The sequence below is a fragment of the Dokdonella sp. genome, from assembly GCF_044227025.1.
Lineage (GTDB): Bacteria > Pseudomonadota > Gammaproteobacteria > Xanthomonadales > Rhodanobacteraceae > Dokdonella_A.
Window position 1 is genome coordinate 103,477 of the sequence record NZ_JBGAFX010000007.1, and the last position, 17,811, is coordinate 121,287.

The 17,811-nt window shown below is 64.9% G+C and carries 18 protein-coding genes; all 18 read left to right on the top strand.

Features of this window, described 5'->3' with window-relative positions; translation table 11 throughout:
• Positions 1-9 precede the first annotated feature (9 nt).
• Positions 10-393 carry a four helix bundle protein gene (locus tag ACILRJ_RS16140; protein WP_395684236.1) on the top strand — a complete coding sequence of 128 codons (384 nt, stop codon included), beginning with the start codon at positions 10-12 and terminating at the stop codon, positions 391-393.
• Between the two features lie 19 nt (positions 394-412).
• The gene (locus ACILRJ_RS16145) at positions 413-1,630 is read left to right on the top strand and encodes a type II secretion system F family protein (protein ID WP_395684237.1); all 1,218 of its coding nucleotides are present in this window, start codon (positions 413-415) and stop codon (positions 1,628-1,630) included.
• Between the two features lie 11 nt (positions 1,631-1,641).
• Positions 1,642-2,082 (top strand): type II secretion system protein GspG, encoded by a 441-nt coding sequence (locus ACILRJ_RS16150; protein WP_395684238.1) that lies wholly within the window; start codon positions 1,642-1,644, stop codon positions 2,080-2,082.
• 121 nt (positions 2,083-2,203) lie between these two features.
• Positions 2,204-2,671, top strand: coding sequence for a GspH/FimT family pseudopilin (locus tag ACILRJ_RS16155; RefSeq protein ID WP_395684385.1), 468 nt, complete (start codon positions 2,204-2,206; stop codon positions 2,669-2,671).
• Between the two features lie 42 nt (positions 2,672-2,713).
• Complete coding sequence (locus ACILRJ_RS16160) at positions 2,714-3,265, top strand: prepilin-type N-terminal cleavage/methylation domain-containing protein (RefSeq protein ID WP_395684239.1); 552 nt, start codon at positions 2,714-2,716, stop codon at positions 3,263-3,265.
• Positions 3,262-3,975 (top strand): prepilin-type N-terminal cleavage/methylation domain-containing protein, encoded by a 714-nt coding sequence (locus ACILRJ_RS16165; protein ID WP_395684240.1) that lies wholly within the window; start codon positions 3,262-3,264, stop codon positions 3,973-3,975. Before ACILRJ_RS16160 ends, ACILRJ_RS16165 begins: the two co-directional genes overlap by 4 nt.
• Positions 3,972-4,910: a general secretion pathway protein GspK gene (locus ACILRJ_RS16170; protein WP_395684241.1), complete on the top strand. Its 939-nt coding sequence runs from the start codon at positions 3,972-3,974 to the stop codon at positions 4,908-4,910. The genes ACILRJ_RS16165 and ACILRJ_RS16170 overlap by 4 nt, the downstream gene beginning before the upstream one ends.
• A gap of 2 nt (positions 4,911-4,912) precedes the next feature.
• Positions 4,913-6,343: a PilN domain-containing protein gene (locus tag ACILRJ_RS16175; protein ID WP_395684242.1), complete on the top strand. Its 1,431-nt coding sequence runs from the start codon at positions 4,913-4,915 to the stop codon at positions 6,341-6,343.
• On the top strand, positions 6,330-6,941 hold the full coding sequence (gene gspM / locus ACILRJ_RS16180; protein ID WP_395684243.1) for a type II secretion system protein GspM: 612 nt from the start codon (positions 6,330-6,332) through the stop codon (positions 6,939-6,941). Before ACILRJ_RS16175 ends, gspM begins: the two co-directional genes overlap by 14 nt.
• The gene (locus tag ACILRJ_RS16185) at positions 6,938-7,639 is read left to right on the top strand and encodes a hypothetical protein (RefSeq protein WP_395684244.1); all 702 of its coding nucleotides are present in this window, start codon (positions 6,938-6,940) and stop codon (positions 7,637-7,639) included. The genes gspM and ACILRJ_RS16185 overlap by 4 nt, the downstream gene beginning before the upstream one ends.
• A gap of 22 nt (positions 7,640-7,661) precedes the next feature.
• A complete protein-coding gene (gene gspD, locus ACILRJ_RS16190; protein ID WP_395684245.1) occupies positions 7,662-9,998 on the top strand; it encodes a type II secretion system secretin GspD in 2,337 nt (778 codons plus the stop codon).
• Positions 9,988-10,401, top strand: coding sequence for a hypothetical protein (locus tag ACILRJ_RS16195; RefSeq protein ID WP_395684246.1), 414 nt, complete (start codon positions 9,988-9,990; stop codon positions 10,399-10,401). Before gspD ends, ACILRJ_RS16195 begins: the two co-directional genes overlap by 11 nt.
• Positions 10,402-10,577: 176 nt before the next feature.
• Positions 10,578-12,050: a hypothetical protein gene (locus ACILRJ_RS16200; protein WP_395684247.1), complete on the top strand. Its 1,473-nt coding sequence runs from the start codon at positions 10,578-10,580 to the stop codon at positions 12,048-12,050.
• Positions 12,051-12,516: 466 nt separating this feature from the next.
• Positions 12,517-13,860, top strand: coding sequence for a hypothetical protein (locus ACILRJ_RS16205; RefSeq protein ID WP_395684248.1), 1,344 nt, complete (start codon positions 12,517-12,519; stop codon positions 13,858-13,860).
• A gap of 237 nt (positions 13,861-14,097) precedes the next feature.
• Positions 14,098-14,889 carry a peptidylprolyl isomerase gene (locus ACILRJ_RS16210; RefSeq protein WP_395684249.1) on the top strand — a complete coding sequence of 264 codons (792 nt, stop codon included), beginning with the start codon at positions 14,098-14,100 and terminating at the stop codon, positions 14,887-14,889.
• 73 nt (positions 14,890-14,962) lie between these two features.
• A complete protein-coding gene (locus ACILRJ_RS16215; RefSeq protein ID WP_395684250.1) occupies positions 14,963-15,730 on the top strand; it encodes an ABC transporter permease in 768 nt (255 codons plus the stop codon).
• Positions 15,727-16,929 carry an ABC transporter ATP-binding protein gene (locus tag ACILRJ_RS16220; protein ID WP_395684251.1) on the top strand — a complete coding sequence of 401 codons (1,203 nt, stop codon included), beginning with the start codon at positions 15,727-15,729 and terminating at the stop codon, positions 16,927-16,929. Before ACILRJ_RS16215 ends, ACILRJ_RS16220 begins: the two co-directional genes overlap by 4 nt.
• On the top strand, positions 16,926-17,807 hold the full coding sequence (locus ACILRJ_RS16225; RefSeq protein ID WP_395684252.1) for a methyltransferase domain-containing protein: 882 nt from the start codon (positions 16,926-16,928) through the stop codon (positions 17,805-17,807). The genes ACILRJ_RS16220 and ACILRJ_RS16225 overlap by 4 nt, the downstream gene beginning before the upstream one ends.
• Positions 17,808-17,811 lie beyond the last annotated feature (4 nt).

Genomic DNA, 17,811 nt, shown 5'->3' on the forward strand with positions numbered 1-17,811 from the left:
GTGGTGCACATGATTCAGAGTTATCGCGATCTGCTGGTCTGGCAAAAGGCGATGCAGTTGGCCGAAGAGGTTTATGCGATGAGCACGCGATTGCCTGACATAGAAAAATATGGTTTGGCGAGCCAGATGCGGCGCGCCGCCGTTTCAATTCCATCATCGCTCGCAGAAGGGCATGCGCGGTCCTCCACGAAGGAGTTCGCCCGCTATGTCTCTATTGCAATGGGATCCCTCGCAGAAATCGATACGCAATTGCAGCTTTCTGCACGCTTGGGTTACATGAGCGAAGCTGACATTTTCTCGTTGCTCGAGCGTTGCGACGAGCAGGGGCGAATGCTCCGTGGCCTCAGAAAATCGCTCGACTCCAAGATTGATCAATCGCGCTCCAGCCCCTAGCCCCTAGCCCCTAGCCCCTATGACGTTGTTCTACTACAAGGCGGTCACCGCGGCCGGCGAGACGCTCGAAGGCCAGTTCGACCTCGCCACGCGCGATGAGGTGATCGGCAAGCTGCAGGACGCCGGCAACATCCCGCTCGACGTGCGCGAGGCTGACAGCGGCGATTCGGGCAGCCTGTTCGGTGCGTTGTTCAAGCGTGCGACCCTGCGCGATGCGCAGGTCGTGCAGTTCACCCAGCAGCTTTCGACCCTGCTCAATGCCGGCCAGCCGCTCGATCGCGCCTTGCAGATCCTGCTCGACCTGCCCGAAACCGAGAAGGCCCGGCATTTGCTCGAACGCGTGCGCGACCAGGTGCGCGGGGGCACGCCATTGTCGGACGCGCTCGAGGCCGAACACGGCAATTTCTCGCGCCTGTACGTGAACATGGTGCGAGCGGGCGAGGCGGGCGGATCGCTCGGCGATACGCTCGCGCGCCTCGGCGATTACCTCGAGCGCAGTCGCGTTCTGAAGGGCAACGTGATCAATGCGCTGGTCTATCCGGCATTCCTGATCGGGATGGTGCTGATCTCGCTGTTCGTGCTGCTGGTCGTGGTGGTGCCGCAGTTCCAGGTCATGTTCGCCGACATGAATGTCGAGATGCCGCTGATCACGCGCATCGTGGTCGGCGTCGGCGCGACCCTGAAGAGTTTCTGGTGGCTGATCATCGGCCTCGTCGTGTTCCTCGTCAGCTGGTTCCGCAAGCGCATGGCGGAGCCGGTGTCGCGCCTCAAGTTCGACGAGAGCTTCCTGCGCATGAAGATCGTCGGTGACCTGATCCGCAAGATCGAGACCGCGCGCCTGTCGCGCACGCTCGGCACCCTGCTGAAGAACGGCGTGCCGCTGCTGAGCGGGCTTGTCGTCGCGCGCAACGTCATGGTCAACACCGCGCTGGCGCAGTCGGTCGACGCGGCCACCGACGAGGTCAAGTCCGGCGGCGGACTCGGCCATGCGCTGGCGCAGTCCAAGCGCTTCCCCAAGCTCGCACTGCAGATGATCAGTGTCGGCGAGGAATCCGGCGAGCTCGACTCGATGTTGTTGAAGGTCGCCGATACCTTCGATATCGAGGTCAAGAACACGCTCGACCGCATGCTCGCCGCACTGGTGCCCGCCACCACCGTACTGATGACCGTCGTGGTCGCCGTGATCATGATGGCGATCATCATGCCGATCCTCAGCCTCACCGGTTCGATCCAATGAAGGAGTCCAACATGAAAGCTGTCAGCTTCAAGCGTGCGCGCACGCTCCAGCGGCGAGCCCGCGGTTTCACCCTGGTCGAGATGATCGCGGTGATCGTGCTGCTCGGCATCGTCATCACGGTTGTCAGCGGACCGATCATGAACCGCTTCAGCGGCGCGAAGTACAACGCGGGCAAGGTCGGCGCCGGCAATCTTGCGCAGGCAGTGCAGAACTACCAGATGGACAATGGTGCATTTCCCGCGCAGTTGGCCGACCTGGTGACTCGCCCGGGCAACGCCTCGAACTGGCTCGGCCCGTACACCAAGGAAGCGAACCTGAAGGACCCGTTCGGCCATGCCTATGTGTACAAGGTCCCGGGCGACGGCGGTGCCGACTTCGACATCATCTTCCTCGGCAAGGACGGCCAGCAGGGCGGCACCGACATGAACGCGGACTTCAACGCGTCCAAGTGACGGTGGAAATGCGCACCACGGCAGCTCGACCATGAGTAACCGCGAATCGGAAATTGGCGATCGGGAATCGATGTCTCGTGGCGTACTGCCGCGTCCTCTGACTGGCCATTCGCCAGTCCCCATTCTCCATTCCCGGCGGCGTGCATCCCGGCCACGCGGTTTCACCCTGATCGAAATGATCGCCGTGATCGTGCTGATTGCGATCGTCCTGACCGTGGCGAGCCTGTCGTTGTCCAAGAGCCTTGCCAGCGCGAAGGTGCGCGCCGCGAGCAAGGACCTCGTCGCGGCGTTGCGCTATACGCGCGGACAGGCGATCGTGAAGGGCAAGCCGCAAGTGCTGGTGCTGAACCTCGACGACAATTCCTACCTCGCACCCGGCAAGAAGGCGGTCAGCCTGCCCAAGGACATGGTGATGCGCCTTACCACCGCGGAAACGGAGCAGACCGGAACCAATGCGGGCGGCATCCGTTTCTTCGCCGACGGCAGCTCGACGGGCGGGCATATCTCGGTGCTGATGGGCAAGCGCGAATGGCGGGTCAACGTCGCCTGGCTGACCGGCGAAATCGAACTCGACGAGAAACCCGAGTAGCCTCGCGCGAACTCGGCATACCTCCCGCTGTCCACTGATGCAATGAATCGCTCCCTCCGACCCATCGCCCGTCGCACGCGCGGCTTCACCCTGATCGAGATGATCGCGGCGTTCCTCGTGTTCGCGATCTCGATCGGCCTGCTGATGCAGGTCCTCGCGGGAGCGATGCGCAACGCGCGGCAGTCGTCCGACTACACGATGGCCGCGTTGTGGGCGCAGTCCAAGCTCGATGGTGTCGGCGTGGTCGAGCGGGTGGAGGAAGGGCAGAGCAGTGGCCGCTTCGACGACACGTTCTCGTGGAGCCTCGACGTCAAGCAAGTCGATCCGCACGATGTCGAACCACCGCCGCAGGCGCTCGCCGCCGGTCGCGGCGGCGCCGGGCCCGCGACGACGTCGGGTGCCGATGCGGGACTGGGAGGCGGCATCGAGGTGCAGCCGTTCGACCTCTACCAGGTCGACCTCGTCGTGACCTGGGGCGGCGGCATCGGCAAGCAGCCCCGCAACGCCCGCTTCGGTACCTTGCGCGCCGTCAATCCGCAGCCTGACCAGGCCGATGGCGCGCCGCGTCTTCCGCGCATGGGCAGCCGGCGATGAACGTGCATGCACGCATGCGCGCGCGCGGCTTCACCCTGATCGAGGTCACGCTCGCGATCCTGCTGTTCGCGCTGCTGCTCGCCGGCTCGTTCGGGTCGATCCGCACAGCCGTGCGTTCGATCGATTCGGGCGAGCAGGCGATCAATCGCACCAACCGCTTGCGCGTCGCGCAGGAATTCATGCGCCACCAGATCAGCCGGGCGATGCCGTTGCCGTTCGGGCGCGACAAGCACACGAACTCGAATTTCGTGTTCGAGGGCGAGCGCGACACGATCCGCTTCGTCGCGCCGATGCCGGGCTATCTCTCCAAGGGCGGGCCCTATGTGCAGACTCTCGCATTCGTCGGCAACCGCGGCGGCGGGCGCCGGCTCGTGTTCAGCGACGAAATGCTCAACGGCTTCGATCTCGACGCGAAGAACAACGACAACGAACCTTCGCTGCTGCTCGACCAGATACAGGAAGGGCGCTTCGAGTTCCGCACGATCGACGAGAACGGTGAGCTCACCGACTGGTCCGACAAGTGGGACGATCCGGGCGTGACACCGGTGATGGTGCGCGTCGTCGTGCGCATGCTGCCGCAGGCGCGCGTCGACTTTCCCGAAATGCAGATCCCGCTGATGCTCGATGTCGGCGCGCGCCGTACGGCGCCCGGCCAGTTGAACGCGGCGGGCCGACTCGGCGCCGCCGCGCCGATGGTGCCCGCACAATGAATTCGTCGAAGCGGCTTCCGCGGGGATTGCCGCGCGCACCCGAGCGCGGCGTCGCGTTCCTGCTGGTGTTGTGGGTGGTCGCGATGCTGTCGGTGTTGCTGGGCAGCTTCGCCTTGGTCGCGCGCACCGAGCTGACCCAGTCGCGTCATCTGTTCGACACCACCCAGGCGCGTTACGCGGCGGAGGCCGGTCTGGATCTGGCGGTGTACGAATTGCGCAAGAGTGATCCGATGATGCGCTGGGTCGGCGACGGGCGACCGTATTCGTTCGGTTTCGGCGATGCCGACGTGGAAGTCCGCATCACCGACGACTCCGGCAAGATCGACCTCAACGCACCGAACGAACAGATGCTGACGAACCTGTTCGCCGCGCGTGGACTCGACCCCGACCGGGCGCAGGGCCTTGCGGCCGCGATCAAGGACTGGATCGACCCGGACGACGACACCACCCTGAACGGCGCCGAGCTTGCGCAGTACAAGGCCGCCGGCCTTTCCTACGGCCCGCGCAATGCGCCATTCGACACGGTGCTCGAACTGCAGCAGGTGCTCGGCATGAACTACGAACTGTTCAGCAAGGTCGAGCCGGCGCTGACGATCTATTCCGGCCAGGGCGTGCCGAATCTCGCGAACGCGCCGATCGAGGTTCTCGACGCGCAGGAAGGTGGTTCGGCGGACTGCTCGGCGCAGATCGTCGAATGGCGCCGGTCGTTCCAGCCGGGCGATCCGGCCGCGCCGCCGCAGCCCGAATGCGCGACCCAGGCCGGCATGTCCATCCCGATGGCAGCCGGCGGGGGCCTCACGTATAGTGTCAAGTCCCGTGCAAAGCTGCCGAATGGCGCCAGCACGACCCTGGATGCGACCATCCGCATGGGCGGAATCAATGCGGCCGGCAGGCCCTATGTGATTCTGCGCTGGCGCGATGGGGAAAATTCCTGACCGTGAATCCGACTCTCGACAGACAACTGGCGCGTCTGCGGACGCGCCTTGCCAAGACACCGCTGCCGGGCTTCTTCGCCTGGTGGGGGCGCGAACTGCTGGCTTGCCTGCCGGCGCGCTGGCGCGCCCGGCTGTCCGAGCGCTCCGAATCCCTGCTGCTCGACCTCGAGGGCGAGGAAGTGGTCGTGTGGCGCGAGAAGGGCGATGCGACGAGCGAATACGCGCGCATCCGCCGCGACCTGCCGGCGGATGCGCAGGCAGCGGAATTCCGTCGCCTTCGCGCTGCGCTCGACGATCCGCAGGTACGCACCGTTTTCTGCATTCCGGCCGAGCGCGTGCTCACGCGCGTGCTCAGCCTGCCCGCGGCGGCGACCGAGAACCTGCGCCAGGTGCTTGCGTTCGAGATGGACCGGCAGACGCCGTTCAAGGCCGACCAGGTGTATTTCGACAGCCGCGTGCTGGGCCACGATGCGAGTGGCCGCAATGCACGGGTCGAACTCGTGCTGATTCCGCGCGGCCAGCTCGACCAGGAATTGTCCACCCTGGCCGCGGCTGCAACGGAACTCGACGGCGTCGACAGCTGGAAGGGAGCGCCCGGCGCGGGGCGCCACCAGACCAACCTGCTGCCACCGGAAAAGCGCGCGCGTAGGCGCGACATGCGCCTGCCGCTGAACCTTGGTCTCGCCGCACTCGCGATCATTCTGCTGTTCGTCAACATGGACGAGTCGGTGGCCAACCGCGCGTCGGCGTTGACGTCGATGCAGGCCGAAGTCGAGAAGGCCAACAACGAGGCGCGCCAGGTCGCAGCCCTGCGCAAGACGCTGGCCGACTCGATCGCCGGAGCGAATTTCCTCACCGACAAGAAGCGCAGGATTCCGCTCACCATCGCCTTGCTCGACGATCTCACCCAGCGCCTGCCGACGGATGCCTACCTCGAACGCCTGCAGATCGAGAACAAGCAGGTGCAGTTGCAGGGCCAGGCCACCGAAGCGGCGAAACTGATCGCGCTGCTCGGCGCATCGCCGTGCCTGGGCAATCCGGGATTCCAGGGCCAGGTGCAGCCGGATGCGCGCACCGGCAAGGAGCGCTTCCAGATCAACGCCGACCTCAAGGAATGCAGTCCGCACGGTGTCGCGAAAGCGGATGCCGGAGCGACGCCGGCGAAGGTGCCGGCACCCGCTGCGCCAACGCCGGCGGCGAAGCCCGCAGCCGAGAAGCCCGCGCCGCCCGTTGTGCCCGCGCCGCCGAAAACCGCGCCAGCGGCAGGCGCACCTGCTTCCCGGCCAGCATCGGGCGACGCGACCGCGCGCGGCCCATTGACGCCCGAGCCGATCGAGAGCAGGGAAGTGAACAAGCAGCGCCCGCGCGAAATCCGCGAAGGCGAGGCCGCAGGGAACCGCAAGGACGCGGAGGTCACGCATGGCAAACAGTAAACTCCAGCCGAAGGACGGTCGTTTTCTCGCGGTGGTGCTGCTGCTGATTACCCTCGCGCTCATCTATCTGGTCGGCATCCACTGGTGGTTCGTCGCGCCGCATCTGGAGATCGCCGGGCAGATGCAGGAGTTGCGCGAGCAGCAGGCGCGTTTCAGTCGCGCGATCGCCGAGCGGCCCGAAATCGAAAAGCGCGTCGCCGAAGTCAAGGCGTACGAGCAGGGCAACCAGGCGTTCCTGTCGGAGACGGATCCGAATGCGGCGTCGGCGGCGCTGATCCAGCGCCTCAAGGCGGCGATGAGCGACCACGCCAAGAACGAAGCTCGCTGCCAGAACGTGAGCACGCAGAGCTACAACGGCGGCGAGGATGAGCTGTACAAGCGTGTCACGGTGCAAGCGCGCCTGAAGTGCGACCTCGAACCGCTCGCGGCGATCCTGTACGACCTCGAGAACGGCAAGCCGTACCTGTTCGTCGACCAGGTGATGATCTACAAGCAGCAGACCTACACGCCGCCGGGCGCGAAGACCGTAGCGGTGCCGCTCGACGTGCGCTTCAACGTGTCGGGCTACCTGCGCGAACCGGGCAAGGCGGCGAAATGAACATCCGCACCGCACGCCTGACCACGAACATCCTCGGCGGCCTCTGTGCTGCGCTGGTGTTGCTCGCGATCCTGCAATACGCCGGGTTCGGCCGCGGCTATGCGTGGAGCAGCGACGACGGCGGCGGCGAAGGCAATGCGGTGCCGGGCAGCATCGACAAGCAGGCATTGCAGATGCCGCCCGCGTCCGCATTCGCCGCCGTGGACGAGCATCCGCTGTTCAACGACGATCGCATGCCGACGCCGGTCGATGCCGCCGGCAGTGCCGACACGCCGCCCCCGAGTCCGCTGAACGTCGCACTGACCGGCGTCATCCTCGACGAGGAGAACCACGTGCGCGTCGCCATGTTGCAGGACAAGGCGCGGAACCAAGCGGTTGCGCTCAAGGTCGGAATGCCGCTGGAAGGCGAGCAGGCGAGCTGGACGCTGGTCGAGGTCAAGCCACGCCTGGTCGTATTCAGGAATGCGGCGAACGAAAGCGCGGAAGTGGAACTGGAGACCGCGCTGAAGCCGAGTGCCGCGAGTCCGGCGCGTGGCGGCAAACCGTCCGCGCCGGCCGCTACGCCGCGGAACGCCGCGGCGCCTCCGAAGAAAACCGAGGATGCGAGCAGCGACCTGGCGCGCCGCATCGAAGAACGTCGCAAGCAGATGCGCGAAGATGCCGAACGCCTGCGCAATGGCGCGAAGCCCGCGAAATAGACCGAATGATGGAGTGAGCCACGTGCGATCCCGATTGACGACCCTCCTGCTGAGCCTCGGCCTCGCGCTGCTGGCCGGCTGTGCCTCACCGGGGGTGAAGGTGCCTGCGCGCGACAGCGACGTGCTGACCGCCGAGACCATCCTCAAGCCCGCCGCGCCGATCGCGGCCGAAGACGGCGCAAGCGGGATCTCGATCTCGCCGAAGACGGATGCGAACCGTCCGCCGCCGAAACCCGAGATCGAGGTCGGCACCGCCAAGTTCTACAAGCCGCAGCCGGTACCTTCGCGCGGCGGCGGCGAGGGCCAGGTCACGTTCAATTTCGAAAACCAGCCGGTGCAGGCGGTGGTCAAGGCGATCCTCGGCGACATGCTGCAGGAGAACTACACGATCGCACCGAACGTCGGCGGCAACGTCACCTATTCCACTTCCAAGCCGATCCGCCGCGAAGACGCGATGCCGGTGCTCGAGATGCTGCTGTCGTGGACCGGCAACGCGATGGTGCGCGAGGGCGGGCGCTACACGGTGTTGCAGTCGAAGGATGCTATCGCCGGCAAGTTGACGCCGCGCGTCGGCGCAACCCAGCAGCCGGGCTACTCGCTGCGCATCTTTCCGCTGAGTTACATCTCGGCGAGCGAGATGGCGAAACTGCTCAAGCCGTATGCGAAGCCGGATGCATTCGTCAGCCTCGACCCGAACCGCAGCCTGATCGTGATGGCCGGCAATCCCTCCGAGCTCGACAACTACCAGCGCACGATCGACACCTTCGACGTCGACTGGCTCAAGGGCATGTCGGTCGGCGTGTTCACGATGCAGCACGTCGACGTGACGAAGCTGATGCCCGACCTCGATGCGCTCTTCGGCAGCAAGGGCGAGTCGCCGCTCGCCGGCATGTTCCGCTTCATGCCGATCGAACAGACCAACGCGATGATCGTGATTACGCCGCAGCCGGAATATCTCAAGCAGGCCGAAGAGTGGTTGCGTCGCCTCGATCGCGGTGGCGCCGAGAATTCGGTGCAGCTGTACGTCTACAACGTGAAAAACCTGAAGGCGCCGGATCTCGCCGATTATCTCAGCCAGATCTTCCTCGGCACGTCGTCGGGCGGCAGTCGGCGCAGCAGCACGTCGGGCAGCGTGGGGCAGGGTCTGCGTCCAGTCACGATCGGCGGCATCGGGGGGCGCGGCGGCAGCTCGATGAGCTATCAGAACTCGACGCGCCCGCAGGCGAAGGACGAAAAGGCGACGCCAGCTGCCACGCCTGCGGCCACCGGCAGTGGTGGCAACAAGGATTCGGACATCCGCATCTCGGCGATCGAGGAGAACAATCAGCTGATGATCATGGCGCAGCCCGTCGAATGGGATCAGATCGAAGCTGCGATCAAGAAGCTCGACGTGATTCCCCTGCAGGTGCAGATCGAGGCGAGGATTCTCGAAGTATCGCTGACCGGTGCGCTGCAGTATGGCGTGCAGTGGTGGCTCGGCAATCTGCAGAGTGCCAATGGCACCTACGACAATCCACGCGGCCCGTATCCGTACCCGAACGAGCACGATCGGCACGGAGCGCTTGCCGGATCGGTCGGGCCGCCCTCGACCTGCAGTGGATCGAGTTGTACGCCAGCGACGATTTTCTGGTCCTTCATCAACAGCAAGTTCCAGGTGCAGTTGAGCGCACTCGAAACATCGGGGCAGGCAAAGTCGCTGTCGGCTCCTTCGCTGGTCGTAGCCAACAATCAGGAAGCGCAACTGAGCGTCGGTCAGCAGATTCCGGTGCAGCAGATTTCCTATACCGGCCTGACCGGCGTCAATAACGGCACGAATCAGCTTTCGGGTCTTTCGAGCGTGCAGTACCTCAATACCGGCGTCACGCTCGACGTCAAGCCGCGCGTCAATCCGGGTGGCCTCGTTTATCTTGAAATCAGCCAGGAAGTGAGCAATCCGGGCCCGGCGTCGGCGGGTACGAATCCACCGATCAATCAGCGTCAGATCCAGACCCAGGTTGCGGTGCAGAGCGGCCAGACGGTGCTGCTCGGAGGCCTGATTCGCGATGACCAGGGCGATACCGATTCAGGTGTTCCCTTGCTCAATCGCGTGCCGCTGTTGCGCAATCTTTTCGGATCGACCAACAAGACCAAGAACCGCACTGAACTCATCGTGCTGATTACGCCGCGCGTGATATCGAGCGTCGACGAGGCGCGTGAAATGACCGCGGACTACGCGCGCCAGTTCGAGTCGCTTCAACCGTTGCGATCGAGTTCGCCGCCGCCGCCCGTCGCAGCGCAACCCGCACCACCCGAACGCGCAAGAACATACCCGACCCATGACGACGCGAAGCCGCAAGAGGATCATCCGAATGACAACTAGACTGCCGCAAATCTTCGGCATCGCGGCGCTCGCACTTGTCGCACTGGTCGCCGCGGGCTGCACCGATCATTCGAATCCGGACAGCGTCGATCGGCGCTCGGTCGAACGCTGGAATTACCTGATCGCGCATGAGGCGGAGAAGGCCTACGACTACCTGACGCCCGGCTACCGCGCCACCCAGACGCGCGAAGCGTATGCCGCCGCCATGAACAATCGGCCGGTGCAGTGGAAGGGTGCGAAGTTCAAGCAGAAGACCTGCGACGGCGAGCGTTGCCAGGTCGAGGTCGATGTCACCTACAGGCTCATGACGCCCGGCATGGGCGGCAAGGCGATCGAAACCACCAGTACCCAGGCGGAGATCTGGATATACTCCCAAGGGAACTGGTATTTCCTTCCCAACTGATTGAATTCGCTGGCATGTTGAGGCGTTGGTCGAAGGGATTGCACCGCCCTTTCCTTTGCCTTAACATGGCGGCGCTGTTGCCTGACCCTGCCCATGCCCTCTGGGGTATGCCTGTTGTACGTGCGGGGTCGGCGGTAAAGCAAAAAGCCCTGTGATCAAAATTTAGGAGTGTTGCGATGAAGAAGAACACCTTGACGACTGCCGTCGTCGCCGGTATTGCCGGCGTCGCTGGCTTCGCGGGCCTGGCGAATGCCGTCGACCTGAATCCCGATGGTCTCGGCCAGGTTCTGATCTACCCGTACTACACGGTCAACAATGGCCAGGACAGCCTGTTCTCCGTGGTCAACACCACGGACCAAGGCAAGGCCGTGAAGGTGCGCTTCCTTGAAGGCTACAACAGCCGCGAAGTGCTCGACTTCAACCTGTTCCTGTCCCCGCACGACGTGTGGACGGCGGCCGTGACGGCCACCGGCGCGGACGATGCCTCCGGCGCCAAGCTCATCACGAGCGACCACAGCTGCACCTACCCGGCCATCCCGGCCGGCGGCCAGCCGTTCTCGAGCGCGGCCTACACGGGCGGCTCGATCGCTCCGTTCAATGTGAAGGACGCGGGTCCGCAGACCATCGCTCGTACGCGCGAGGGTTACCTCGAGCTGATCTCGATGGGCGACATCGTCCCGACCAGCGCCCTGTTCGACACCACGCTGCATGCGCAGACCGGTACCCCGAACGAAGGCACGCCGGAGTGCGACAAGCCGACGCTGCTCGCCGCTGCTGGCGCGCTCGTTCCGCCGACCTCGGGCCTGTTCGGCTCGGGCTCGATCGTGAACGTCAACGAAGGCACGTTCCACGGCTACAACGCTGACGCGGTGGACGGCTTCACCTCCACCACGCTGTTCTTCGGTTCGTCGGCCCTCGAGCCGTCGCTGCAGAACGCGAACTCGGCCGAGTCCGCCCTGGCCGCTCGTGCGTACGTGTTCGTGAACGGCGCGCTGGTCACCGCTGACTACGCTCTCGGCGTCGACGCCGTGTCCGCCGTGTTCATGACGGACCACCTGTACAACGAGTTCCTCGTTTCCGAAGGTCTCGGCGCGAACACCGACTGGGTTGTCACGTTCCCGACCAAGCGCTTCTACGTCGACCAGCTGGCTTACCCCACTGCGCCGCGCGCTCCGTTCGTCGAGAAGTTCGCCGCCCCGGGTGAGTCGAACGTCGCCGTCGGCATTGGCCTGTACGACCAGGAAGAGTACTTCACGACGTCGGAAGAGGGCTTCTCGCCGCCGGTCGGCTCGCGTCCGTCCTCGCTGCCGTACGAAGTCAACGTCATCAGCTTCCTGAACGACACCGCCGCTGGCGATCCGTCGGGCGTGTTCGGTTCGCACCTGCGTCCGAACATCACCCCGCTCGGCGAAGCTGGCTGGTTGGATCTCGGCCTGAACGACGCGATCGAACCGCACGCGCTGGGTACGGGCGTGGCTGTGGCTCCGGCAACGGGCGCCGTGGTGTTCAACGGTCTGCCGGCAACGGGCTTCATGAGCTACAACATCATCAATGCGAATGCGCAGCCGGGCAAGCTGGCCAACTACGGCAGCCTGTTCCGTCACCGTGCGAACCGTTCGTGCACCGTCGGTGGTGTCGCCTGTTCGTAATGGTTTGACGTGATGTGTTTCACCGGAGGGGGCCGCAAGGCCCCCTCTTTTTTTTTGGTGCGCCCGGCACGGGCACGTTCCTTGAGGCAGACCTCCCGTCAGCCGACCACCGGCGAGCGAAGTGATTGCAATGGAGACGCCGGACGTGCGTCGGCTGTTCCAGCGATGCGGGATCGAAGGATGCGGCGGGCGTCTCCGAAGGCCGCAACGCTTGATCGACTTTCCGGCGGCGTGGCCAAGGGCGCGCGCGATGGCCAGGTCGAGACCGACGGGTGCCGTTGCGCCCTGTCCACCGCTGCCTAGGCGTCATGCCAAAATCGCCCGCGGAGCGGAGGAAAAGCGCCGCTGTACGTACCCGGTGCTTCCGTGCACCGTCTACATTTCACAACAATTTTATACCCCCGGCCGGCATGGAGAGGTAGAATGGGCGCGACGAATTCTGCTCGCAGCACGTGGACTTGAACCCATGTTTCATCGCTTCCAGCTTCAACGCCCGATCCGCCTCCTCGTCGCCGTCGTCGGCGCACTTGTTGCGCCGCTGGCCAGCGCCCAGGTGCAGATCAAGCTGACCACGACGCAGTCGCAAGACTGCACCGCCCTCACCGACTCGCAAGGCCTGCGCTTGGCTCCGGACGGCGTCAATCTGTTGGCAACTGGCGTGGCGCTGTCGGGCAACGGCTGCGGTGGCAACAACGCGGCGGACTATCAGGTGGCTACCTCGGTCCCTGCCAATGTGACGGCGGGTACGGCATTCAACGTCAGCTGGTCCGCGGCGGCGGCTGCCACCGCCTGCTATTACAGCGGTTCATCAGCGGCAGGTTGGCCGGTTGGTAGCAGTGCCTGCACGGGCGCTGCCTGTGCGGGTTCGCACAATACGTCGGTAACCGTAGCCGCAGCGGGCAGCTATACCTTCGGCGTGATCTGCACCAATGCCACCGGCGCGGCCTCGGGCACAACCACCGCCACTGGCGCCCCGCAACCGCCGCAGCCGAACGGTTTCGCGCTCACGGCGCCGGCCACCGCGACGGTGGGTACGCCGTTCTCGGTGAGCTGGTCGGTCAGCGGCGCCACCTCCTGCACCGGCACGGCCTCGCTGAGCGGCAGCTCCGCCAACCTGCCGGGCTGGACGGACACGACCTCCCCCGGTTCCCCGCGCAGCGTGACGGCGACCTTGGCCGGCACCTACACCTTGCAGCTCATCTGCTCGAATGCCGTCCCTGGCAATGCCACCAGCCAGCAGGCGATCGTTGTCGTCGGCGGCGGTGTCGATCCCGACAACTGCCCGGCCACGCCGATGTCGCGCATGACAGTGGCAACTATCCAATACCCGAACATTCCGCCGGGGAGCACCACGCGCACCAACGTGGATCTGCGCGCCTACGAAAACATCTGGGGCCACAGCGACAAACTGGACGCGGCCGTCCTTTGGCCCGGTCGGGCCGGCTCCCAGCCAGCGATCATGAACTGGCCCAAGACGCAGTACATTGCGGCAAAGTTCCATGTGCCCGCCGGTCAGTCGACCACGTCCAATGGATGGCTGGGTTATGGCTCCTATTTCTCCGGGCCTGCCATCACGCTGGCTATCAGCACGCAATGCGGTGATTTCGCACCGGTCAATCCGCTGTGCGTGACCACGCGCAACGGCGGCGAGTCGTTCGGCAAATGGCGCATCGTGCCGAATCTCAATGGTTGCCCGCTGACGCCGGGTCAGGACTATTTCATGAACATGCGCATGGAAAACCCGCAGACGAGTGATTGCGGCGGTGGTGGCGCTTGCACACTCGCCACGAACAATACGTTCACGAACTGACATCCACACGGTCTGACCTTCGCGCCGGCAGCAATGCCGGCGCGAAACTATTTGTGCGGTCGCGATTCCAATGCGATCCAGAATCCACTGATACGGAGTTTCATCATGTCGTCGTTGCGCGTTTGCCTGCCCGTGATTGCTTCCCTGCTGTTTTCCGCACCGTGTATCGCGCAGACGACCGGAGCACCCAGCACGGTGGTGGTCAAGCAGGGTGACGTCAGTGTCACGCTGGCCGACGTGGACGCGTTCGCGAAGAGCGTGCCGGCGAAGGACCGGCGCGGCTTCTTCGACAATCCCAATCGCATCGAGTCGCTGCTGACCAACCTGCTGCTGCAAAAACAGCTCGCTGCCGAGGCGCGTGCCGCGGGAATCGACAAGTCGCCGGCAACCCAGTCGCAGATCGAGCTGGCCATCGACACCGAACTGGCCAAGATCCGCATGCAGCAATTCCGTACCGACGTGAAAGTGCCCAACCTGGATGAGCTGGCGCGCGAGGAATACATTGCGCACAAGGAGAAGTACCTGCTGCCGGTGACGGTGACGGTCAAGCATGTGCTGATCTCCACCAAGGAGCGCAGCGACGAAGAAGCAAAGGCCCTGGCGGACAAGGTGGCCGTCGAAGCGAAAGCCGATCCTGCCGGCTTCGACGCCCTGGTGGAGAAATATTCCGACGATCCCAGCAAGGCCGACAACCACGGCGTCATCGTCGATGCGGCCAGCGGCAAGTACGCGCCGGAGTTCGCCCAAGCTTCGGGCGAGCTGATGAAGCCGAACGAAATTTCGCCGGTGGTCAAGACCGGCTTCGGCTACCACGTGATCGAACTGGTCAAGCGCGAAGAAGCGAAAAAGCGCAGCTTCGAAGAGGTCAAGGGCGAGATCGCCGCGCGCCTGCGTAGCGAATTCGTGGACAAGCAGGTCAAGGGTCACACCGACGCGCTGCGCAACCAGCCGATGGATGCCAATGAGGCTCTGGTAGCGTCGTTGCGCCAGCGTTACGCCGACGAGGCGACTTCACCCGCGGGCAAGTGAGCAGCGGCGTGCGCATGGCCATGCAGCCATCCTGTGCGCGCGCTCGACGTTCCAGCGGCTTCTCGCGCCCGTGATGCCGGTCGCACTGACGCTGCGCTTCGTGCAGCGCGAGCTGCGCAACCGTTTCGCGGGCAGCTTCTCCGGTGGCCTGTGGGCGGTGCTGCAACCGCTGCTGCAACTGGCCGTCTACTCGCTCGTGTTCGTGCACATCTTCAAGGCGCGCGTCCCCGGCGCGGATGCGCCCGGTTACGTGCCGTTCCTCGTCACCGCACTGTGGCCGTGGACCGCCTTCGCCGAGGCGATCCTGCGTTCGACCACCGCGGTCCAGGACAATGCGGCGCTGATCGGCAAAGTCGCGTTGCCGCGCGAGGTGCTGGTGGTGGCGGCGGTGTGCTCGAGTTTCGCGATCCATGTGGCCGGTTTCGTCGCCATCGTGGTGGTCATGGGGCTGCTGGGCGAGAGCATTTCCCTCTCAATGCTGCCGCTGGCGCTGCTGTTGTACCTGCCGCTGTTCGCGCTCGCTCTGGGACTCGCGCTCGCGTGTGCCGCGATCCAGGTCTTCGTGCGTGACCTCATCCAGGCCTTGGGCCAGCTGTTGCCGCTGCTGATGTTCGCCGCGCCGGTCTTCTACGATCGAACCCTGTTGCCCGATCGCTTCCAGGGCTGGCTCGACCTCAACCCGTTCACTTTCTACGCCGAATCGTTCCGCGCCCTGCTGCTCCACCATGGTCGCATCGAACTGGCGCAGGTCGGCATCGCGCTCACCACCGCCGTGTTGTGCCTGCTGCTGGGCCACTGGCTGTTTCGTCGACTCGATCCGCACTTCGAGGACTTTCTGTGAGCAACGTGCTGATCGAAGCGCGTGGCCTCGGCAAGGCCTATCCGAAGGTGCATCGGAGCAGCGACCGCATTCGCGCACTCGGCCGGTTGCTGTTCAGTGGAACCGATCGGGATCGCATCAGTGTATTGCGCGACGTCGACCTCGAGGTTCGCCGCGGCGAATCGCTCGGCCTGATCGGCGCGAACGGCGCCGGCAAGTCGACCCTGCTCAAGTTGCTGACCGGCGTACTCACGCCGACCACCGGCCGCGTGCGCGTGAACGGTGAAGTCGGCGCCTTGCTCGAACTGGGCGCCGGGTTCCATCCCGAATACAGCGGGCGCGACAACATCACGATGGCGGCTGCGCTGCACGGAATCAGCGCGGCCGAACTGCGTCGACGCCTGCCGGAGATCATCGAATTCGCCGACATCGGCCGTTACATCGACGAACCGGTGAAGCACTATTCCTCCGGCATGGTCGTGCGGCTCGGCTTCGCGGTGATCGCGTCGTTGAAGCCGGACCTGCTCATCACCGACGAGGTGCTCGCGGTCGGCGACGAGTCATTCCAGAAGAAGTGCGTGAAGTGGATGCAGGATTACCTTGCCGATGGCGGCACCCTGATCCTCGTTTCGCACAGCATGTATCACATTCAGAAGCTGTGCCGGCATGCGTGCTGGCTGCGCGATGGAGAAGTCGCGATGACCGGCGACGTGTTCGATGTCACCCAGGCCTATCTCGCCTGGCACGAGCGCAAAGCGGCACCTGACATGGCCATCGACAACGCCGATCGGCACAACGTCGAATTCAGCGTGCTCGATGTCGCACTCAACGGCAACGCGGCAACCGCGCCGCTGTTGCTGGAGCGCGGTGATGCGTTGCGTTTGCAGGCTCGCATCCGCTCGCGCGAGGATCGCGTGCCATGCATCGCGGTCGGCATCGTGCGCGCCGATGGCACGCCGGTGTATGGCGTCAGCAGCGAGATGGACGGGCATGTGCCGGTTCGGCTCGGGCCCGGCGAATACGCCTGCGAGCTCGAGTTCCCGGCGTTGCCGTTGCTGCCCGGCAGCTATACCGTGCGCGTGCATCCGATGGACCCCGAAGGCGTGCGTGTCTTCGACACGCTCGAGCGCAGCGTGACGATCCGTGGCGCGACGCGTGAGTTCGGCCTGGTGCAACTGGCGCATCGCTGGCACTCCCCCGCCCGGGAGGGTGGGCCATGAGCGACCAGCTTCCCTTCACCGGCGAGCGCTTCACACCCGAGTGCGTGCGCGAGATCTGGTACGAGCACTGGCACCGCTATGCATTCGCGCGCCGGCTCGCGGTCGGCCGGCGCGTGCTCGACGCGGCGTGCGGCGAAGGCTACGGATCGGCGATGCTGTCGAGCGTTGCGGCGGACGTGGTCGGCATCGACATCGACGCGGCGGCCGTGGCGCATGCGCGTTCGCGCTACGCGGCCTTGCCGCGCCTGCGCTACGAATGCGGCGACGCGACCTCCCTGCCATTCGCCGACGGCTCATTCGATCTGGTCGTCTCGTTCGAGACGCTCGAGCATCTCGCCGCGCAGGAGCAGCTGTTGCAGGGCTTCGCGCGCGTGCTCGCCGACGACGGCGTGCTGGTCATTTCCTCGCCGGACAAGCGCACCTACAGCGAACTGGCCGGCTTTCGCAATGAGTTCCATGTGCGCGAGCTGTATCGCGAGGAACTGCTTGCATTGCTGCGTCCGCATTTCCCGTCGATACGCTTGTACGGACAGAAGCTCCTGTTCCAGTCGGCCATCTGGTCGCTGGATGGCGCGCCGGCGACGAGCGAGGCGCTGACCGCGCAGCGCAGCGACGAGACCGTGCAGCCCGGCCTGGCCCATGCGCCGATGTACTACGTCGCGGTGTGTGCCCGGCGTGAGTGTCCGGCGGACCTGCCGGACCTGTCCGTGTTCGGTGACGACCAGGAATCGGTCTACGCACACTACAATCACGAAATCCGCAAGAACATCAGCGCTGGCGCCCGCATCGCCGAGCTCGAGGCCGAACTCGAACGGTCGCGTGCGCAGCCTGCATCCGCGCCTGTGCGCGACTGGCGCTGGTGGCGCCGCAACCGGTAGACCG